This is a genomic window from Flaviaestuariibacter terrae (assembly GCF_054777635.1).
Genome location: NZ_BAAHAL010000008.1, coordinates 1,901,660 through 1,921,422, shown reverse-complemented (window position 1 = coordinate 1,921,422; position 19,763 = coordinate 1,901,660). Strand labels below are relative to the sequence as shown.

16 protein-coding genes and 1 tRNA gene are annotated in these 19,763 nt (G+C 61.3%); 7 read left to right on the top strand and 10 right to left on the bottom strand.

From position 1 onward, the window contains the following. From ACYU7Z_RS16355 to ACYU7Z_RS16345, 3 genes are all read right to left on the bottom strand, one after another. Positions 1-2,713, bottom strand: a 2,713-nt coding sequence (locus tag ACYU7Z_RS16355) for a DUF7948 domain-containing protein (RefSeq protein WP_460572402.1), incomplete at its 3' end; no start/stop codon positions are given. A gap of 52 nt (positions 2,714-2,765) precedes the next feature. Then, positions 2,766-4,850: an ATP-dependent DNA helicase RecG gene (gene recG, locus ACYU7Z_RS16350; RefSeq protein WP_460572416.1), complete on the bottom strand. Its 2,085-nt coding sequence runs from the start codon at positions 4,848-4,850 to the stop codon at positions 2,766-2,768. A gap of 498 nt (positions 4,851-5,348) precedes the next feature. Beyond that, on the bottom strand, positions 5,349-6,491 hold the full coding sequence (locus tag ACYU7Z_RS16345; protein WP_460572400.1) for a glycosyltransferase family 2 protein: 1,143 nt from the start codon (positions 6,489-6,491) through the stop codon (positions 5,349-5,351). 69 nt (positions 6,492-6,560) lie between these two features. On the opposite strand from ACYU7Z_RS16345, the gene ACYU7Z_RS16340 reads away from it, so the two are divergent. The 3 genes from ACYU7Z_RS16340 to ACYU7Z_RS16330 all read left to right on the top strand — a co-directional run bounded on the left by ACYU7Z_RS16340 (position 6,561) and on the right by ACYU7Z_RS16330 (position 7,800). Further along, positions 6,561-6,633 (top strand) — tRNA-Thr (locus ACYU7Z_RS16340). A gap of 213 nt (positions 6,634-6,846) precedes the next feature. Then, a complete protein-coding gene (locus ACYU7Z_RS16335; protein ID WP_460572398.1) occupies positions 6,847-7,254 on the top strand; it encodes a response regulator in 408 nt (135 codons plus the stop codon). Positions 7,255-7,479: 225 nt separating this feature from the next. Next, a complete protein-coding gene (locus tag ACYU7Z_RS16330) occupies positions 7,480-7,800 on the top strand; it encodes a hypothetical protein (RefSeq protein WP_460572396.1) in 321 nt (106 codons plus the stop codon). 2 nt (positions 7,801-7,802) lie between these two features. Here ACYU7Z_RS16330 and ACYU7Z_RS16325 read toward each other — a convergent pair whose 3' ends face one another. Continuing rightward, entirely contained in the window at positions 7,803-8,369 is a 567-nt protein-coding gene (locus ACYU7Z_RS16325) for an HD domain-containing protein (RefSeq protein ID WP_460572394.1), read from the bottom strand. A 215-nt stretch (positions 8,370-8,584) separates the two neighbouring features. Here ACYU7Z_RS16325 and ACYU7Z_RS16320 point away from each other — a divergent pair, with 215 nt between their 5' ends. Further along, positions 8,585-10,279, top strand: coding sequence for a sensor histidine kinase (locus tag ACYU7Z_RS16320; protein WP_460572392.1), 1,695 nt, complete (start codon positions 8,585-8,587; stop codon positions 10,277-10,279). Between the two features lie 108 nt (positions 10,280-10,387). Beyond that, positions 10,388-11,320 carry a hydrogen peroxide-inducible genes activator gene (locus ACYU7Z_RS16315; RefSeq protein ID WP_460572390.1) on the top strand — a complete coding sequence of 311 codons (933 nt, stop codon included), beginning with the start codon at positions 10,388-10,390 and terminating at the stop codon, positions 11,318-11,320. Positions 11,321-11,332: 12 nt separating this feature from the next. Here the strand turns inward: ACYU7Z_RS16315 and ACYU7Z_RS16310 are convergent, their stop codons facing one another. From ACYU7Z_RS16310 to ACYU7Z_RS16300, 3 genes are read right to left on the bottom strand one after another with little or no spacing between them, the layout of a single operon-like run. Next, positions 11,333-12,769 (bottom strand): MATE family efflux transporter, encoded by a 1,437-nt coding sequence (locus ACYU7Z_RS16310; RefSeq protein ID WP_460572388.1) that lies wholly within the window; start codon positions 12,767-12,769, stop codon positions 11,333-11,335. A gap of 29 nt (positions 12,770-12,798) precedes the next feature. Then, complete coding sequence (locus tag ACYU7Z_RS16305) at positions 12,799-13,740, bottom strand: NADP-dependent oxidoreductase (protein ID WP_460572386.1); 942 nt, start codon at positions 13,738-13,740, stop codon at positions 12,799-12,801. Beyond that, positions 13,737-14,756, bottom strand: coding sequence for an LLM class flavin-dependent oxidoreductase (locus ACYU7Z_RS16300; RefSeq protein WP_460572384.1), 1,020 nt, complete (start codon positions 14,754-14,756; stop codon positions 13,737-13,739). The genes ACYU7Z_RS16305 and ACYU7Z_RS16300 overlap by 4 nt, the downstream gene beginning before the upstream one ends. A gap of 180 nt (positions 14,757-14,936) precedes the next feature. Here ACYU7Z_RS16300 and ACYU7Z_RS16295 point away from each other — a divergent pair, with 180 nt between their 5' ends. Beyond that, a complete protein-coding gene (locus tag ACYU7Z_RS16295; protein ID WP_460572382.1) occupies positions 14,937-15,392 on the top strand; it encodes a hypothetical protein in 456 nt (151 codons plus the stop codon). A gap of 1,028 nt (positions 15,393-16,420) precedes the next feature. Here ACYU7Z_RS16295 and ACYU7Z_RS16290 read toward each other — a convergent pair. Genes ACYU7Z_RS16290 through ACYU7Z_RS16280 form a run of 3 tightly spaced genes read right to left on the bottom strand, consistent with a single transcriptional unit; the run spans position 16,421 to position 17,970 of the window. Further along, positions 16,421-16,699: a hypothetical protein gene (locus tag ACYU7Z_RS16290; protein ID WP_460572380.1), complete on the bottom strand. Its 279-nt coding sequence runs from the start codon at positions 16,697-16,699 to the stop codon at positions 16,421-16,423. A gap of 33 nt (positions 16,700-16,732) precedes the next feature. Further along, positions 16,733-17,350 carry a hypothetical protein gene (locus tag ACYU7Z_RS16285; RefSeq protein WP_460572378.1) on the bottom strand — a complete coding sequence of 206 codons (618 nt, stop codon included), beginning with the start codon at positions 17,348-17,350 and terminating at the stop codon, positions 16,733-16,735. Beyond that, complete coding sequence (locus tag ACYU7Z_RS16280; protein WP_460572377.1) at positions 17,347-17,970, bottom strand: hypothetical protein; 624 nt, start codon at positions 17,968-17,970, stop codon at positions 17,347-17,349. The genes ACYU7Z_RS16285 and ACYU7Z_RS16280 overlap by 4 nt, the downstream gene beginning before the upstream one ends. Positions 17,971-18,296: 326 nt before the next feature. Between ACYU7Z_RS16280 and ACYU7Z_RS16275 the strand changes: the two genes are divergently transcribed. Beyond that, positions 18,297-19,625 carry a DEAD/DEAH box helicase gene (locus ACYU7Z_RS16275; RefSeq protein WP_460572375.1) on the top strand — a complete coding sequence of 443 codons (1,329 nt, stop codon included), beginning with the start codon at positions 18,297-18,299 and terminating at the stop codon, positions 19,623-19,625. Positions 19,626-19,763: the final 138 nt, after the last annotated feature.

The following is a 19,763-nucleotide window of genomic DNA, read 5'->3' as shown; positions in this document are numbered from 1 at the left end:
GCACCCGGTAGCTGCCCGGGCGCGGGAAGGAGTGGGTGAAGGTGCCCGCCCCGGAGGAGAAGCTCAGGTTCTCATCCAGGAACTGCCACAGGAAGGTGCTGCCGGTAAAGGGATGGCCGGGCTGGGGGATGGTGGTATTGGTAAACTCGAACTTGAGCGAGTCGCAGGGATTGAGCTTGCGGAACACGAAGTCGGGTGTGGCCTTCACTACCCCTACACGGATGTTGACGTACGAGGTATCGCGCACGTTGCAGCTGTTGGGGTCTACGGCAATGAGGCGCGCCCGGAAGGTGCCGGCGCTGGTATAGGTATAGCTCGAGCTGGGGTCGGTCGTGGTCTGGTCGGTCACGCCATCGCCGTTGAAGTCCCACTCGTAGGTCACCGCGTTAGCCACCGTGTCGCGGAACTGCACCGTCAGCGGCAGGCAGCCCGCCGTATCGCGCACCACCCCGTTGATCGACGACTGGATCCCCGCCGCAAGGCCCGCCAGGTTCAACGCAATCTTGATCATGCCCAGGTTGCAGCCGCCCGATGGGTTGGTGGGCGACCAGGAGCCGGGCGTTGCGGGCCAGTATGGGTGGGGCGATCCCATGCAATTGGCGCAGGTTGCCTGATAGATAACACCGTTCGCATCGAAGCGGCTCGTTCCGCCATCCACGTGGTCGGGGAAGTTGTTGGGGGCATTCTCACCAAAGAAGGATCCGTAGAGTTGGGCCGTCGCATTCTTCTTCAGTACGAAGAAGTAGAAATCCTTACCGTCCGTTTGGCCGGGCGATGTATAGGGAGGATTCATTACCACGGCATCCGGTGTAACCGGGAGTCCCAATGTACCCGACGAGCCAAAGCCGCCGGCAATACCGCCCCAGCCCGATACATATACGTTTTCGCAGCGATCTACCAGAAAGGCTGTCGGTGAAATGTTGACGTCGCCCGCGTTGGTAGTACCGAATGATGTAGAGTAGACAAAGCCGCTGAGGTCGGGCTGCAGCTTGGCAATGAACTGCCGCGAGTTGGGCACATGGTAAGGAATGTCGCTGGGATAGGGCTCCCAGTTGCCGAGCGTCTGGCCCATCACATAGGGAAAGCCGCCGCGGTCAAACTGCACGCCGTAGATCTGGTCGTACTGCGGCGTCCCGATAAAGGTCGTGCGCACCAGTGTACCGTTGTTATACTGTGCTACGAAGCCATCTGCGTCGCCGTGGTTTGTGGGCGAGAAAGAGTTGCTGCTCTGTGGAAGCGTGCTGCTCTTGGTGCCACCGGCTACGAAAAGGTTGCCGTTGATCGGGCTCAGGGCCAGCACGTAGGCCGCATCATCGGCAGCGCCGCCGAGGTAGGTTGCCCACAGCACGTCGGTCATCGAGGGGTTCACCTTCACCACCACGGCATCCTGCGCGCCGGCGAGGGTCGATCCGTTGGTTACAGGGAAGTTGCTGGAGTGGGTGCAGGTGGCCACGTAGGCATTGCCGGCCCCGTCGAGGATGACCTCGCTGCGGCCATCGTCCCCGTAATTATACTGGAGCGAGTTGCGGCTTCGCACCGAAGAGATATTAACGCAGTCGTCTTCCGACCCGGCAATGCGGATGCCGCCGATAAGGCCGCTGCCGCTGGCATTGAGCTTCACCAGGAACAGGTCGAAGCCACCCGGAGTGCCCTTCGTAACCGAGGCGGGGAAGTTGGCCGAATTGGTGCGGCCTGCCACGACGAGGTTGCCAGCGGGATCGCAAAAAAGGCTATGGGGCTGCTCGTCGGCCGAGCCACCGATGTAGGTGGCATACACGCGGTTCGACCCGTCGGGGGTCAGCTTGATGATGCCGATATCCCAGCGGCCGCCGGCATGCGATTCTTGGAAGGCGCCCGAGTTGGTAGGAAAGCCCGCGCCGTCTACGATACCGCCACCGAAGAAAGACCCGTCGGGGCCATAGGTTGCGGTAAAGCCCCACATGGTGGGCGCACTGCTTCCGGCGAAGGTGGCAAATACAATGGTCGGGTCGATCACCAGCACTTTCTTCTCATCATAGCCACTAACGCGGAAGCTGAGGGTGCTGTCCTTGAGGCGGTAGCTGCAGCTCACCGTTTGCCGGCCGGCATCGCCATACTGGTAGGCGTAGGGCGGCAGCTCCTGCACGGTGCCCACGGAGGTGGCGATGGACAAAGCCTTCTCGCTGAGCGAAAGGCCATTGGTATAGCTGTAGCGGAGCGCAATGACATTCGGGTTGCCGCCGGGTTGCACGATGAAGTCATACTTGAGGCGACCGTTCTCCGAATAGTAGCGCAGGTCGATGTTGGGATAGAGATTGCGGACCGTCACGCCCTGGAACTCGCGGCAGGCGGAGCCCCAGCGGGCCGGGTCGTTGCCCTGGATGAAATTGACAAGGCCGGGCAGCGGCTTATCTGCTTCGAATACAGGCGCCGGGTTGGCACCGAGAAAATCCGCGTGGTATACATGCGATTTTACCAAAACGTTGTCGGCTCCTTTCTCGTTGCGGTGCAGCATGTCGAGTGCGCGCACAAGGTCTGCGTTATCGCGTTGGAGTACTGTGAATCCTCCGTTGCGGAGGAAAAAAGAACCCGCGGGCACCTCGGCGCGGTAACGCACAACGGAGTTCCACTGGCCTTTGTTCTCAGTAAAGGAAAGGGGCCGGTTGTTTTGTGTCCGGGCTGCCAGGGTAAGCAGGAAGCACAAGGCGGACAGTATGGTCTTCTTCAGGTTCAAGTCTCTCGTAAATTAAAACAGAATATACGTATGCAGTATTGCGCGCGAACTGTTAAGAAATGCGGCTCCACGGAGTTTTTCCCATCAGGGACAAAAGGTACTGTTTCAATCGCACATGTTCGGCCGACTCCAGTTCCGGATCTTCTTCCACCAACTGTTCGGCAAAGGCCTTGGCCGCGTCGAGAACGGTTTTGTCTTTGACAAGGTCTGCCAGCCGAAAGTTTAACGAACCGCTCTGACGGGTTCCTTCAATCTCTCCCGGACCGCGTAGCTCCAGATCTTTTTCTGCAATTTCAAAACCACTGTTCGTGGCGCACATGATCTTGATGCGTTCCCGCGCGTCATTGCTCAACTTGGGGCCTGTCATCAGGACACAGTAGCTTTTTTCGGCGCCCCGGCCCACCCGGCCACGCAGCTGGTGAAGCTGGGAAAGTCCAAATTTTTCCGCACTTTCAATAACCATCACCGAGGCATTCGGTACGTTCACGCCCACCTCGATCACCGTGGTGCTCACTATGATGTGCGTATCGCCCTGGACGAAGCGCTGCATGTTGGCGTCCTTCACCTCGGGTGTCTGCCGGCCATGCACCATGCTGATGCGGTAGCGCGGCTCGGGAAAGAAGGCCTTTACATTTTCATAGCCCTGCATCAGGCTTTCGTAGTCCACCTTTTCGCTTTCTTCGATGAGCGGGAAGATCACATATGCCTGCCGTCCCTTTTCGAGCTCGGAGCGGATGAACTCCATCACGCGCGAGCGCTGGTCGTCGAGGCGGTGCACCGTATGTACGGGCAGGCGCCCCGGCGGGAGTTCGTCCATCACGCTGCAATCGAGATCGCCGTAAGCCGTCATCGCCAGCGTCCGCGGAATCGGTGTTGCAGTCATCACGAGCACATGCGGCGGCAGCGCCGCTTTCTTCCAGAGACGCGCGCGCTGAGCCACACCGAAGCGGTGCTGCTCGTCGACGATCGCGAGCCCGAGGTTCTGGAACTGCACCACCTCCTCGATCAGCGCATGGGTCCCGATCAAGATACGTACAGAGCCCCCTGCCAGTTCGCTCAGGATCTTTTTTCTTTCGGCGGTCTTTGTGCTACCCGTAAGAATACGGACCGGCAGACCCATAGGCGCCAGCAATTCGGTGAGGCCCTTGTAGTGTTGCTGGGCGAGGATCTCGGTGGGCGCCATCAGGCAGGCCTGGTAGCCATTGTCGTTGGCCAGCAGCATCGCCAGCAGGGCCACGATGGTCTTGCCCGAGCCGACGTCGCCCTGCAGCAGGCGGTTCATCTGGTGGCCCGAGGCGGTATCGGTGCGGATCTCCTTGAGCACGCGCTTCTGGGCACCGGTAAGCGAGAAGGGAAGATGCTCCCGGTAAAACGTATTGAACAGCTCACCCACCTGGTCGAACACGACCCCGCGCGACAGGCGGTGCCGCTCCGAGCGTGTGCGGGCAAGACGTACCTGTGCGATAAAGAGCTCCTCGAACTTGAGGCGCCGCAGTGCGTGGGTGCATTCCTTCGGGTTGCGGGGAAAGTGGATGCCGCGGTAGGCCGCGTAGCGTCCGAGCAGCTTTCCTTTTTCGAGGATGTAATCCGGAATATTTTCGGGAAGCTCCGATGGAGGCAGGATATCGATCAGGGCCTGCACCAGCTTGCCGATGGGCCGCGCGCCAAGGCCGCGGCTTTTGAGTTTTTCGGTGGTGGAGTATACGGGCTCCAGTGTGTCGGGGACGGCGCCGGGGTTAAAGGCTTCGATCTCGGGGTGCACGAGCTGGGGCTTACCCATGAAGAACGACAGCTTGCCGAACACCGAGTACTGCGCGCCCTCGCGGAGCAGCTTCTCCACCCAGCTGAGTCCCTTGAACCAGGTGAGCTCGATGGTCCCGGTCTCGTCGCGGAGATAGGCCTGTAGGCGGCGGCCCGACTTCTCCCCTGTTGTTTCTTTATAGGTCAGGAACCCGCGCACCTGCACATAGTCGAGTGAGGGGTTGAGATCGATGACGGAGGTAAAACGCGTGCGGTCGACATGACGATACGGGAAATGATGCAGCAGGTCGCCGAAGGTGAAGATGCCCAGCTCTTTTTTGAGCAGGTCGGCCTTCTGCGGTCCCACGCCCTTCAGGTATTCGATAGGGCTTCCCAGTATGTTCGTGATGGTGGCGATGGCGGCGGTGTTTTCGTAAAATTAAGGCAGAGCAGTGTTCGGGAACCTCGCGCAGACCAAGTTTAAGCAGGTTTTTGGGAACGCAAAGACAATAAGAAAACACTTGGAGCGCGAAGAAAGCAGTGGGCGCGACGGTAGCTATCTATGGACGGCCAAGCCTCTATTGCATCGACGAGACTACCCTTCGTAGACAAAGCGTCTCGCGTGGCGAGACATCCGCGAAGGGCGAACTAACGAATCTGGAATCGCACCGATCGGCGCCTGCGTAAACTTTTCAATTGAGTCCTGTATGTCATCTTTCAGCAACGCTTCGCTATGTTCCGCGCAGCGGAACGCTTGACTTACGATGAGGCCATCGAGGAAAGGACCCGGAAATCCGGGACATCCGGCCCATCGGCCACTCCTCTGCGCCCTTCCCAAAACTCCGCGCCCAGCTATTTTCTTCTGGTCTTGGCGTAAAAAAGTATCGAACGAACCTCAGCGCGCTTTTTCCCAGAGGACGCTCTGCTTCCCCTTTTTGTAGCGCCACCAGCCGGCGAGCAGGCAGGCATTCATGAACAGGAAATAAAAGGGCACGGTGCTGAGAAAAAACGCGCGGTTGTATCGGAGCAGCAATGCACCGGTGGCGGCGAGGCCGTAAGCCAGCAGCTGTCCGTACCAGAGCCAGTCGTAGATCGGGGCCGGCTGCGTCCAGGCAAGCAGCGCGTTGAGAACAAAAAGCAGCGGCAGCGCCGGCGGGCAGAAGGCCCAGCGAAGCCAGCGGCGCACCAGGAACTGGAAGGCAAGCGCCGGGTAGCGGAACAGCCGGCGCCACGAAAGCCGATCGAGCAATTGGAAGGCACCGGCGCCGATACGCACCTTGCGCCGGCGCTCGTCGGCGAGGGAGGCCGAGGGTGCCTCAAGCGCGTAGGCGGCGGGCTCGTAGGCAATCCGGTAACCCTGCATCCCTACGTGCAGCGACAGGGCGAGGTCGTCGAGGATGCTATCTTCGGGAAGCGCCGTGAAGAGCGAGCGCCGGAGCGCAAACAACTCGCCGGCGGCTCCCACCACGCTATAGAAAGCGGCGTCGAGGCGCTTCAGGAACGATTCGTAGTGCCAGTACCAGCCTTCGGCGAAACCCATTCCCGAACTATGCTGCACACGCTTCTCCCCTGCCACCGCGCCCACGCGCGCGTCGGCAAAGTGACGCAGCAGGAGCTTTAATGCCTGGGGCGCGAGCTCGGTGTTGGCATCGCTGAAAACCACGAGGGGCGTTTGTACTGAAAGCATCGCCCGGTTGAGCGCCGCGGTCTTGCCGCGCCGCGCGGGATCGTGCAGAACGCTGATGCCGGGATAGTTGCGCCATGCTTCGTCCGAGCCGTCGTCGGAGCCGTCGGTAACGAGGAGTACATGGAGCCGCCCCGGCGGGTAATCGAGGGCGAGGCTGTTTTGGATCTTGGCCGGAAGCTGGCGGCCTTCGTTGTAGGCGGCAATCACAAGCGTAACATCGGGCCAGTCGGAAAGCTGCGGCGAACGCCTTCGGCGAAGCAACAGAAAGGGCCACAGCAACAGGGGATAGCCCACGTAGGCGAAGAAGACTCCCGCGAGCAGGAGCCAGAAAAGAGCCACGGCCAATCCCATACGCCGACGAAGATAGTTTACGGTTTACAGTTTGCCATTTTCCGGAAAATCCTACATTTGCAATCCCACGCCAACTTAGCTCAGCTGGTAGAGCGATTCATTCGTAATGAATAGGTCGTCAGTTCGAATCTGATAGTTGGCTCGCAGGACCCCAGGCAACCGGGGTCCTTCTTTTTTCCGGTCGGTTTGGAATACGGGTACCCTCACGGAAATCGGGTCCTGCCATCGATCCGACCTCGCCCGCGCAAATCCATTCCGACGATTTACCCGTACCTCCCGACGCAGTGAAAAGAAGGAGAAACTTTTTTTACCCGCAAGTACCCGAACCTATATTAGCAGCTCAAATCCTCAGCCCTTGAACAAGCCTACCCTGATCTTGTATGCCGATGATGACGTGGATGACCGGGAAATGCTTCAGCAGGTTTTCGCGGAGTGCTCCGGCAACCCGTTTCTTGCGTTTTCAACCGGTGATGACCTTATCGAATACCTGCAGGGCCATGTAAACGACGTGTGCGTGGTGATCCTCGACATAAACATGCCGCCGAAATCAGGGACCGAAACGCTGGCCGAAATACGGCAGGATCCGAAATTCAGCAGGCTGCCCATTGTTATTTATACAACTGCCAGCTCGCCGCTCGCGAAGAAATCCATCGACGCGCTGGATGCGTTGACGATGACAAAAGCGAGCTCACACCAGGGCATGGTCGAATCCGCCAGGAAAATACTGGCCTATTGCGAATCGTTCCGGCCGACGAGGCTGTAAGCAGGAAAAGCCTGCAGGACTTCCTGTTTTGCGCGTTGTTAGCCGTGCATCCGCCGCCCCATTGTGGTTGATGGCGATTCCCATTTGTTGCAGCTTGCTCGCATTAGAGGCAGGGCGTGTTAAACGTTACCCGGCAAGCCGATTGGAGACCGAACCGACTATGATGGCGACGGCGGAACGTGGGGCCAGCCCGGGCTTCCGGGCCGCAACCGCTATGCGGCGCACGTGCAGCGCAGCACCACGGCTACCAATAATCCCAACCGCCAATTCATTGCAGAAAAAAAAGCAGCCCCCAGCGCTGCCTTTTCTATGCGCTTTGTTCACTGGAATACTATTTGCCCCTTAGGATGCCGAATGAATTACCAGCACATGAAAGCCAGGATTCGCTTTAAGACGAAAGAAGAACTGCGGGAATACCTGAATGAGATCGGAGTTCCGGAACACACGTTTGGCCGCATTGATACGGACGCCACCTTTGGCGAATTCACCGAAGCACAGCTCGAACTGGCGCGCAACGCCTTCAACGCCGAGATCGAAGAGGATTAGCTTTAGCCACGCCCGCGCTTCGGCAGGGCATCGATTCCCCGGCGCACGAATTCCTGCGCCTCCTTCCGCAACGCCGGGTCGCCCGCGCCCATCAGGGCCAGCAGCTTGCGGCACTCGCGCAGGTACCTGGGCGCAAAGCCGGGATCGTCGGCCACGATCTCACGGGTATTGTCCAGGATGTCGGCATACTTGACTGTTTGTGCTTCCGCGCTGATGCTGCTCATCCGCTCAGCCTCGGCTTCCTTACGGCGCCTGCGGTTCCACTTGGGAAAGGCGGCGTGGGTATACACATCGGTAAGCTCCACGACCAGTTCCAGGATATGGCCGGCCTCTTCGGGAGAAAAGAGCGACCGTAGAAATACAAGCAGCTCCTCCGGTATAACGGGCGTGTCCTCCAGCACGTCGTGGAGCAGCGCAGCAGCCAGTATGGCACGAGGCGCCCCGACACCGGCGAGCCGCTCCATAACGCGCAGCGGGTGCACGATGTAGCGGTCAGCGCCGTACTTGCGTAGCTGCGTTCCGTGCGCCCTGTCGGCGAAGTCGCGAACCTGTTCCAGCAGTGTATCCATTTCCGGTTCCGTATTTCTACGGGCGAACACCTGCCCCACCGGGGATATAGGGGGGCTGTGTGCGCCGGTTTCTTTGCCGGAATGCGCCGAAATACCATGCCAGCCCGTCCGTGGCGGCCGGAGGCGCGGGGAGCATGGCCGGAAAAAAGAGGAGCTGGGAATGACCCGGCCGTAGTAACTTACGCAATAACTCTGCTACCCTTAACACACACGACTTGGAAACATCGACCCCCCATTCCATCTTCGAACTGCTGCTCGAATCCGGGAAAACCATTTCCTCCGAGATCGAGCTGGAAACGGTAGTTCAACGTGTCACCGACATCGGCACCGAGCTTTCGGGCGCCCAGTTCGGTGCTTTCTTTTATAACGTCGTTGACGCCTCCGGCGAGTCGCTGGTGCTGTATACGATATCCGGGGCGCCCCGGGAAGCCTTTTCCCGCTTCCCGATGCCGCGCAACACCAAGATCTTCGAGCCGACCTTCCTCGCCCGCGGTACCGTTCGCTTCGACGACGTCACCAAAGTGCCCCAATACGGCCAGAACCCGCCCTACCACGGCATGCCCGAGGGACATCTACCGGTTCGGAGCTACCTGGCCGTTCCGGTTGTAAACCCGTTTACCCGCGAAGCCATCGGCGGCCTTTTCTTCGGACATCCAGAGGTGGGTGTATTCACCGAAGCTTCGGAAAAGCTCATCGAAGGCATGGCCATCCAGGCCGCCATCGCCATGAGCAATGCGCGCCTCTTCGAGGAGAAGCGGCGCATGGAGCGCAACCTCCAGGAAGAGCGCGACCAGTACCGTGCCATCTTCGACGCGAGCTCCGACTCGATGATCATCTACAACGAAAGCGGGATCATCGTCGAGGCCAACCCCTCGGCCTGCCGGATCTTCGGCTACAGCTACGAGGACCTCATCGGGCAACCGGCCGAGCGGCTTTTTGCCAACCCCCATGATTTCACGCAACTGAAAAATACGGCCCTCGCCGGCCACCGCTATTCGGGCCGCAATACGCGGATCCGCCGCGACGGTTCCTTCTTCGACGTTGAATACCATGGCTCCCGCTTTATCTACCGCGGCCGCCCGCACGTGCTTTCCGTATCCCGCGACATCACCGAGCAACTGCGGCACCAGGAAGAATTGCGCCAGCAGGAACTGAAAACGCTCGCCCTTCTTGAAAGCAAAGTGCAGGAGCGCACCTCCGAGCTCGAGCAACGCAACTACGATCTGCTCCAGTTCGCCTCGATCGCTTCGCACGACCTGAAGGAGCCGGTGCGGAAGATCTCGATGTTCAGCCAGATGCTCGAGGAAAAGCTCGGCGAAACGCTCGAGCCAGGCACCGCGCGCTACCTCGCGAGCATCGTTACCTCGTCGCGGCGCATGCTGCGCCTTATCGACGACCTGCTGGCCTTCTCGCGCCTGTCGCACGCCGAGCTCGCCTTCGAGCCCGTCGACCTCAACGCGTTGCTGACCCGCATCCAGGAAGACCTCGAGCTGCCCATCCGGGAGAAGGCGGCGCAGCTGCATATCGGCAAGCTTCCCACGATCGATGGCATCCCGCTGCAACTCGGACAGGTGTTCCAGAACCTCATCGCCAACTCGCTCAAATTCGTGCCCGAGGGGCGACATCCGGAGATCCGCCTCGAAGCCGGGCGCCGCTCCGGAATCCGCGGCCCGGAATGGGTGCTCCACTACTCCGACAACGGCATCGGCTTCCGCCCCGACCAGGCCGTAAAGATCTTCGAGGTATTCCAGCGGCTGCATACCCGCGAGAAATACGAAGGCACCGGCGTTGGCCTCGCCATCGTCAAGCGGATCATCGACCGGCACCACGGGCATATCAGCGCCACCGGCGCCCAAGGAGCGGGGGCGCAGTTCGAGATCGTGCTGCCGGAAAAACAGGCGGAGCAATAACCGAAAGGTTCAGCTGGTTCAGGAGATTCAGGACGTTTAGCGGGTCACGGAGTTATTGACAGGACCGATATACCCGCCTGCGCAATCGACATGGGTTATATTTGCGCTATGACCCTGCAGCAACTCGAATACATTGTCGCCGTGGATACGCACCGCCATTTCGTGACGGCCGCGGAGCATTGCCATGTCACGCAGGCAACGCTCAGCATGATGATCAAGAAGCTGGAAGAGGAGCTCGGCGTGAAGATCTTCGACCGGAGCCGGCAGCCGGTGACACCAACCCCGCTCGGCACCGAGATACTGGCCGGCGCGCGCCGCACGCTCGACGAGGCCCGCCAGGTGCAGGAACTCGTACACGCGGTGCGCGACGAGGTGAGCGGCACGGTGCGCATCGGCGTTATTCCCACGCTCGCTCCCTTTCTTACCCCGCGCTTTCTGCCGGCGCTGCTCAGCGCGCACAGCGGACTGCAGGTGAAGATGGCCGAGGCGCACACCGACGAGCTCGTGGCGCGTTTGCAGGCGAACACCATCGACATTGCCATCCTCGCAACACCACTCGGCGTTGACGGGCTCAGGGAGCAGCCGTTGTTTTACGAGCGCTTCTACCTCTACGCCGGCAGCGACGAGCCCATCCTGAAAAAGCCGTCGGTATCGCCGGCCGACATCGGGCGGAGCCGCCTGTGGCTACTGGAGAAGGGCCACTGCCTCCGCGCCCAGGCCCTGCAGCTTTGCGCGCTGCAGCAGCACGACGACGAGCGCCTCGCGTTTGAAACCGGCAGCCTCGAGATGCTGCTCCGCCTCGTCGACGCGCAGGGTGGCCTGACGATCGTACCCGAGCTGGCCATCGACGGCCTGACGCCCCAGCAACAAAAGAACATTCGCCCCTTCCGCAACCCCGCACCCGTGCGCGAGATCAGCCTTGTAACGGCGCAGCACTATGCCCGCCGCAAAATCGTATCGGTATTAGCGGCGCTCGTAAAAGCCCACCTCCCGGAAAGCCTGCACGAGCGCTACCGCAAGCAGGTGCTGGCACCCGTATAACTACGGGATGGGCTAGCGCCCCCCTTCCTCTGCGTAGATCTCGTTCACCACGCGCCGCTCCAGCTCCGCATCCCCGTTCGTCAGGCGCTTGTTCTTCCAGCTGCCGCGCGCAAACACGGCGAGGCTTACCAGGGCAATGACCACGTTGGCCGCCGGGAATGCATACCACAGGCCATGCAGCCCCAGCGTTGAATGCTTCGACAGCACGTAGGCCAGCGGGAACTGCAGCACCCACTGCGAAGCCATGGTAAGCAGCATGGGAATGATCATGTTGCCCGAGGCGCGGAACACACCCGAGATACAAAGCTGCAGCCCCAGGAAGCCCCAGGCCGGCGCCATGGTGCGCAGGAAGACGCTCGCTTCGCGGATCACGTTTTGGTCTTCGGGAACGAAAAATGTAGCGAAGGAGCGCGCGAGAAGAAATACAAGCACGCCGAAGACCGTCATCCCGATAAAGCCCATCTTCGCGCCGAGCCGCGCCGCCTGGGCGGCGCGCTCCACGCGCCCGGCGCCGATGTTTTGACCCACCAGGGTGGAGATCGCCATCGATAGTCCCATCGCCGGGATCATCACGAGCTGCAACACGTTGGAGCCGACACCATAAGCCGCCATGGCCAGTGTGCCGAAGGAGGCCAGCAGGAAGGTCATCATCATGATCCCAAGCGCCCGCATCGACTGCTCGATCGAAGCCGGGAAGCCAAGCGCGAAGGCGCGCCGTATGTACGACCACTCGGGGCGGAAGTCGCGCCAGCGCAGGTGAATGCCCTGCTTCCCGCGAAAGAGGATCGCGATGCCGATCAGGGCGGCCAGTGTTTGGGTGATGAAGGTCGCTACGGCCGCGCCCATAACACCGAGCGCGGGTATCGGCCCCCAGCCGAAGATCAGCGGCGGGTCGAGCGCGAAGTTGAGTACGACGGTGCCCAGCACGATCCACACGGGAAGCCCGGGCCGCCCGACGCCGCGCATAAAGGACTGGAACACGAAGAAGGTAAAGTTGAAGGCAAGCCCCGCGAAGGATACGCGCATAAAGCCGAGCGCGCCGTCGTACACATCGGGCGCCACGCCCATCAGCCGGAGCAGGTACGGTGCCCCGGCGAAGCCGATGCCACCGAGCAGTGCCGAAACAAGGAGCACCATGAGCAGCGTTTGCGCCGCCACGTGGTTGACCATCGCAGCGTTGCCGGCGCCGGCATACTGCGCGATCAGCGTGGAGCCGGCGATCGCGAGACCGGCGCCCAGGGCAATGAGGAGAAACGACACCGGTGTGCTCACCGACACCGCGGCCACGGCAGCGCCGCCAATGCGGCCTACCCAGAAAGCATCGATCAGCTGGTAGGCAGCCTGCAGCACGTTGGCCAGCACGATCGGCACGGCCAGCCGCAGCAGCACGGGCGCAATGGGGCCTTCGAGCAAATGACGCGTCGGGCCGGAGGCGGGTGGAGTGTCCATGCCGCAGGAAGCAAAAAAACAGGACCAGCCTAAAACGTCAGCACCACTTTGCCCCGCGTGTGCCCCGTTTCCACTTGGGCATGTGCGGCCGCCATCGCATCAAACGGGAAGCGGTGCTCGATCACCGGGCGGAGGTGCCCCGCTTCGAGAAGACGCGCCAGGTCGCGCATATCGGCACCGCTTGATTGCACTAGGTAGTTCTCGGCGCGCAGCCCGCGTCTTTCGGCTTCGGAGGCTACGGGTTCCTTGGCGCCGCCCACGATCGATACGAGCAGGCCACCGGGCCGCAGCACGTCGAGCGAGCGAAGGGCCGTATCGCCGCCAATGGGGTCGAGCACGAGGTCAATATCGGTAACGGCCTTGCTGAAATCCCGGGCATGGTAGTCGATGACTTCTGCGGCGCCGAGCTGCCGTACAAGCGTATGGTTGGCACCCGAGGCGGTGCCGATAACATAGGCCCCGATCTGCTTCGCGATCTGCACGGCAAAATGCCCGACGCCGCCGGCGGCCGCATGCACGAGCACCCGTTGTCCGGCGCGAAGCCCGCCGCGGTGCACAAGCACCTGCCAGGCTGTAAGCGCGGCCAGCGTGGTCGCCGCAGCTTCTTCCGTAGAAATACCGTCCGGGATCCTGGCGAGCTGGTCGGCGGGTGCGGTGACATGTTCCGCATAGGCGCGTCCGGAGCCGGGAAAGTTGACCATCCCGAACACGCGGTCGCCCTTCGCCCAATCGGTTACGCCGGGCCCGACTTCTTCGACGGTGCCGGCTACGTCCCAGCCGAGTATCGCCGGCGGCGCCTCCTGGAGCTTGCTGAAAAAGGCGCCCCCCTTGCGGGTCTTGATATCAACCGGGTTGACGCTTATCGCTTCTGCGCGGATCAACACTTCCCCCGCGGCAGGCCGGGGCCGGTTGATTTCCTTGTAGTGCAGCACGCTGGCATCGCCGGGCTGCCCGAGAACGATTGCTTTCATATATCGGCAAATGTTTTTGTTTGAAACAGGGGCGCGACCAGCTCGAGGGAATGAGCGCGCGCATCGAGATCATAAATATGCGCCGTCAGCATCAGCTCGTCGACGCCGGTTTCCGAAACGAAGTCGGCCAACCCGCCGGCAACCGTATTTCTACTGCCCACAAACGAATAGTGCGCGAACTGCCGCACGGCCGCTTCCTCGGCAGGCGTCCACAAGCCTTCCATTGAGTCCACGGGTGGCGACAGCGGGCGGCGCTTGTTGCGGATAAGCCCGAGCACGAGCTCGTAGTAGGAAGTGGCGAGTCGCCCCGCTTCCTCGTCGCTGTCGGCCGCAATGACCGACACGCAGGCAAGCGTGTAGGGCTCCTGCAGGTATTGCGAGGGCTGGAAGCGCGCGCGGTACACGGCAAGCGCCTCGTGCAGGTAGGTCGGCGCGAAGTGAGACGCGAAGGCAAAGGGAAGTCCCAGCATGGCCGCCAGCTGCGCGCTGTAGGTGCTCGATCCAAGTAGCCATACGGGCACCTCTGCGCCTTCGCCCGGGATAGCGCGAACGCGTGCTTCCGGATCGCGCGGGGCGAGGTAGCGGAGCAGCTCCACAACGTCGTTGGGAAAATCATCCGCGTTCTGAAGAGAGCGACGCAGGGCGCCCGAGGTAAGCGGATCGGTGCCGGGCGCGCGTCCAAGGCCAAGGTCGATGCGACGGGGATAAAGTGCTTCGAGGGTTCCGAACTGCTCGGCGATAATAAGCGGCGCATGGTTGGGCAGCATGATACCGCCGGCGCCAACGCGGATATGCTTTGTATGCCCGGCCACGTGCCCGATCAACACGGCGGTTGCTGCCGATGCGACGCTCTCCATATTATGGTGCTCGGCAAACCAGTAGCGTGTGCAGCCGAGCCGCTCCGCCAGCTGCGCGCCGGCCACGCAACGCGCGAAGGCGCTGGTAACGGAGCCGCCTTCGACAACGGTGGCAAGGTCGAGTACGGAAAGTGGTATCTGCGAAAGGGTTTTGGCCATAGGTTTTCGTTAACAGGAAGCTGCAAGGTAGGACGCGGCCAGCCACGCATTTGCCGGCCAAGCGCTGCAATCTGCCGGTAAACCGGCAGCCCTTCCATTAAACAGTAGAGCCCGTGCAGAGTCTTAGTACTACGAGGCAGCATTGCCCCGGATACACTAACCTCAAAAATGAAAAACAGCATGAAAAAGATTCTCCTCTCCTGCCTGCTCCTGGCAGGTGTACTCGGTGCTTCGGCCCAGGGCCGCGACAGCCGCCAGCGCTCCGCCGACATCATCCTCGGTGGTAGCAACAGCAACGGCAGCAACAACGGCAAAGACGGCTATGGCTATCCCGCTTCCGGCCGCGACGATCGCAACGACCGCGACTGGGACAAGGATCATGACGATCACAACCGCGGCTACGCGAATGGCTCGAATGGCGCCAACGACCGCTACCGCCTCGAAGAGGCCGCGCGTCGCATCAACGCCGACTACGACTACCGCATCAACCAGGTACGTGCCGACCGCCGCCTGCGCAACAAAGACCGCAAGCGCCAGGTAGCCGCCCTTGAGCAGGAGCGCGAGGACCGCCTCCGCTCGCTCTACGACCAGGGCCGCTACGCCCGCAACGATAACAGCCGCGGACGCAACTATTAAGTCGCACACCTCTCCGATTCGCTACTCGAAAAGACAAGCCGTTGCCGATACGGATCCCTATGAACAAATGGCCGCCTACGGGCGGTCATTTTTTGTACAGATGAAGCAAACGATTTCGATACCATCCTTGGGGTTCTGAAGGCTCTTAGGGTTCTAAAGGTTTTAAAGGCTCTCCGAGGTTCTTATGGTTGTTAGGGTTGTTAGATTTTTGTAGGCAGTCGAAAATTTGCTTTAAATGATTCCGTAACAACCGAGTTTCCTATAGGCAGGACTTGGCAGACCCAGGTTTCAAAAGAGCACGCCCTGTAAGGTTACCCTGTCCCTGGCTCCACGGCTCAGACACAGGGCTTTGAAACGGCGTGACAAGTTAGCGTCCTATAAGGGGCCATGTCTCTGGCCCCGCGTCGCAGGCCCAGGGTTTCGAAAAGGCGTGACAAGATAGCGCCCTATAACGGCGCCGTGTCTGTAGCCGCCAGCCGCAGCTCCTCGGCAATCGAGTGTTGTGAAACGCGCCCTGTAGGGGCGCCCTATCTCTATCCCCGGGGTCAGAGACTCGGGGTGTTCGAAACGGCGTGACGAGAGATAGCGCCCTGTAGGGGCGTCCTATCTCTAGCCCCGGGTCAAAGACTCGGGGTGCTCGAAACGGCGTGACGAGATAGCGCCCTGTAGGGGCGTCCTATCTCTAGCCCCGGGTCAAAGACTCGGGGTGCTCGAAACGGCGTGACAAGATAGCGCCCTGTAGGGGCGTCCTATCTCTAGCCCCGGGTCGCAGACCCGGGGTAAATCGCAAGGCAGTGGCAATCATGCGCCCTATAGGGGCGCCATGTCTCTAGCCCCGGGTCGCAGACCCGGGGTAAATCGACGGTAGTGCACCCGTGCGCCCTGTAGGGGCGCCGTGTTTATTCCGGGGGCTTAAGCCCCCGGGCCTACTGCACCAATTAAAAACCGCTGAATATTCCTGGCAATAAATCAAACGGGCTATACCGAATCCGTATTTATACGGAAAACGAAATCGGCTATCACCCGCATCAACATACATGCCCCGACATCATCGCCAGCACGAAGAGCAACAACCCGACCGGCAGCAGGGCAATGAAAAATGCCAGGGTGCTCAGCCAGCGCGGGTTCTCCGACCTGGGCGCCGACACGAGCAGCAGACCCAGGAAGAACAGGTAGAAAACCGAAAACCCTACCGCCATCCAGGTTCCCCCGTTGCCGGAACGAAACGCATCGGGCAGCAGCGACAGGAGCGCAAAGAGGCTATAGAGCGCAAAGAGCAGCCAGGTAAGGGAGCGCAGCACGATCATGCTCCAAATGTACGGAGCCCGGTGCAGCGGCGGTCAGTGCGTGGGCCCGTTGGCGGCCTGCACAAAGGCATCGAGGTCGCGGAAGGCCTTCACCTCGCGGGCGGCCTGCGCGCGAAGCGCTTCATCCGCCGCAAAGAACGACCGCAGTGCGGCCCGTAGCTCGGAGCGCGGCATCGTGTTTTCAAGGAGAACGATGTTGCCAGAGCGATCCTGCAGCAGCAGCGCCGACAGCGGCAGGTCGCCGATGTGACCGAGCATCGGGCGATCGGTGGCCAGGGTCCGGCCATGCGTATGTGGTACGAAATACAGGTTGAGGCTCCGGCCCAGGCGCAGCGCACGCGCGAGGAGCACAGTGGTCGTTCCGGGAAGCACGAGGCTGCGGTAGTGCGCTTCGATCCGGCGTTGCCGCAAACCGAAGCCAAGCATCTCGTTAGGGTTATAGTGATGACTGGTACCACCGGCTTCGACCGTGACACCGTCGGCAAAGGACTTGTCGCTTTCGCTGAACGAAAAGCTGTTGGGGAGCAGGATATGGCAGCGAAGCGTGTCGCCGGCGGGGAGCAGCACGTAGCCATCGGCCGACGAAGTCTGTGCGCCCGCGCGACTGGCGAACAGGAAGAGCAACAGTATTAATACGGAAAATATTCTCACAGCCGGTTCGCCTCCTCCGCCAGCACCTGCACGTCGTTGAACGAATCGATGGAGCGCTCCACCAGCGCCAGCAGGTCGGGCTGTCCTTCGAAGAAGCGCCGGAGCTCGCGCTGCAGCTGCTTGCGCGTCTGCACATAGGATAGCAGCAGGAAGCGGCCCTGGCGGTCCTGCAGCAGCATCCCCGCGAAGCTCCAGTGCGCGGCCCGGTCGGGTGGCGGCAGCTGGCTGGCCACGGGCGGCTTCCAGCGAACGATCCAGGGCGACACCGGGTACAGCGTGATCCGCGGGCCCATCACCAGCACGCGGGCAAAGAAGGGCCGCGCGTCGGGGCTCGGCTGCAGGCTGCGGTAGTGGGCTTCGAGGAGGCGCTGGCGCACACCGAAGGCCTTCAGCTCGCGGGCCGTGTAGTGCACGATCCCGCTGTCGCTGAGCACGTCCAGTCCGCTGCTGCCGAAGCCGTCGTAGCGGCTCTGGAAACGGTAGTCCTCGGGGAGCAGCACCGTGCGTCCGCGGAGCGTGTCGCCGCCGGGCAGCACCAGGTAGGCCTGGGCACGCATCCGTTGCTGCGCGGGGGCAGCGGCGGGAAGCAACAGGAGGAGGAAAAGCAGCTGACGGTACATAACAGCGATGGGTAAGCGGAAGATAGCTAAAAAAGATCGTTGCCGCGATCTTCCGGCTGCAGCTTGAGGTTCGGGAGGGCAGCTCCCTCGCCCGAAAAAGATTGCTTCGCTGCGCGCGCAATGACGTTCGAAAAATGGGCTATCAACTCAAAGCTCCCCATAACCCTCGAGCCAAGGTGCCTGTCCCACGCCAGCCCCAACTACAAACTCCCACCTTCGCTAAAAGCTTCGGCGGGCAGAGCCAAACTCCAAACTCCAACCTGGAAACCGGCAACCCGAAACCGGAAACCGGGCACCCCAAACTCCCGCCTCGTACCTTCGCCGCTATGGCCTCAAACTTCGAACTCTCCTCCTACCTCGAAAACCTCCGCATTCCCGCCCTCAACCCCATGCAGGAGGCGACACTCTTTGCCGCCCAGGAGCACGACAACCTGCTGCTGCTCTCCCCTACCGGGTCGGGCAAGACGCTGGCCTTCCTGCTGCCGCTGGTGCGGAGCATGAACGATGAGCCGGGCACGCAGGCCGTGATCGTGACGCCCTCGCGCGAGCTGGCGCTGCAGATCGAGGAGGTATGGCGCAAGATGAAGACGGGCCGCAAGGTGCTCGCCACTTACGGCGGACACAAGCGCGAGATCGAAGAGGCCTCCCTCGCCGGTGAAGCCCCCGCCCTGCTGGTGGGTACGCCCGGCCGCCTCGCCGACCACCTCCGCCGCGGCAACATCACGAAGGAAAAGGTGCGCTTCCTGGTGCTCGACGAGTTCGACAAGTCGCTCGAGCTTGGCTTCCAGGACGAGCTGCAGGAAGTACTCAGCCTCCTCCCCAACATCGAAAAACGCTTTCTCACCTCGGCCACCCATGCCGATAGCATCCCTGCCTTCGTGGGGATGACCGACGCCCATACCCTCGACTACCTGGCCGAAGAAGGTGCCGAGCCCGACACGGGCCTCGAGCTCAAGGCCCTCCGCGCCTCGGAGAAAGACAAGCTCGAAACGGTGTTCCGCCTCCTCTGCTACCTCGGCCGCGGCCCGGTGATCATCTTCCTCAACCACCGCGAAAGCGTGGAGCGCACCGCCTCCTACCTCAAGGAGCACGGTCTCTCCGTAGGCTGGTACCACGGCGCCCTCGAGCAGCGCGACCGCGAGATGGCCCTCGCGCGCTTCCGCAACGGGTCGTTCTCCTTCCTCGTCACCACCGACCTCGCCGCCCGCGGCCTCGATATCCCGTTCGTGCGCGCCATCGTGCACTACCACATCCCGACAACCGAGTCGGAGTTCACCCACCGCAACGGCCGCACGGCCCGCGCCGAGGCCTCCGGCACCGCCATCCTCCTCATCGCCCCCGGCGAAGAGCTCCCCGATTACGTGAAGGAGCCCGTGCCCTTCATCGAGCTCCCCGAAGAAACCGAGCTTCCCGAGAAGCCCAAGTGGGCCACGCTCTACATCGGCGCCGGTAAAAAAGACAAGATCAACAAGGTCGACATCGTGGGCTTCCTCTCCAAGGTCGGCAACCTCAAGCCGGAAGACATCGGGCTCATCGAGGTCAAGGACTTCCTCGCCTTCGCCGCCGTACGCCGCTCCAAGGCCAGCACCGTACTCCAGGCCATCAAGCAGCAGAAGCTGAAAGGGAAGAAGATCAAGATTGATATGGCGAAATAAGAAGGTTTTGGAAGGTTTTGGAGGGTTTTGAGGGTTTTGGAAGGTTCAAGGAAAAAGGGTTCAGGAAGGTTTAGAGAGGTTAGAGAGGTTGGGTTGAAACGTCTTTGCAAAGCGCTCCGCGCGGGCGGGGCAACGAAG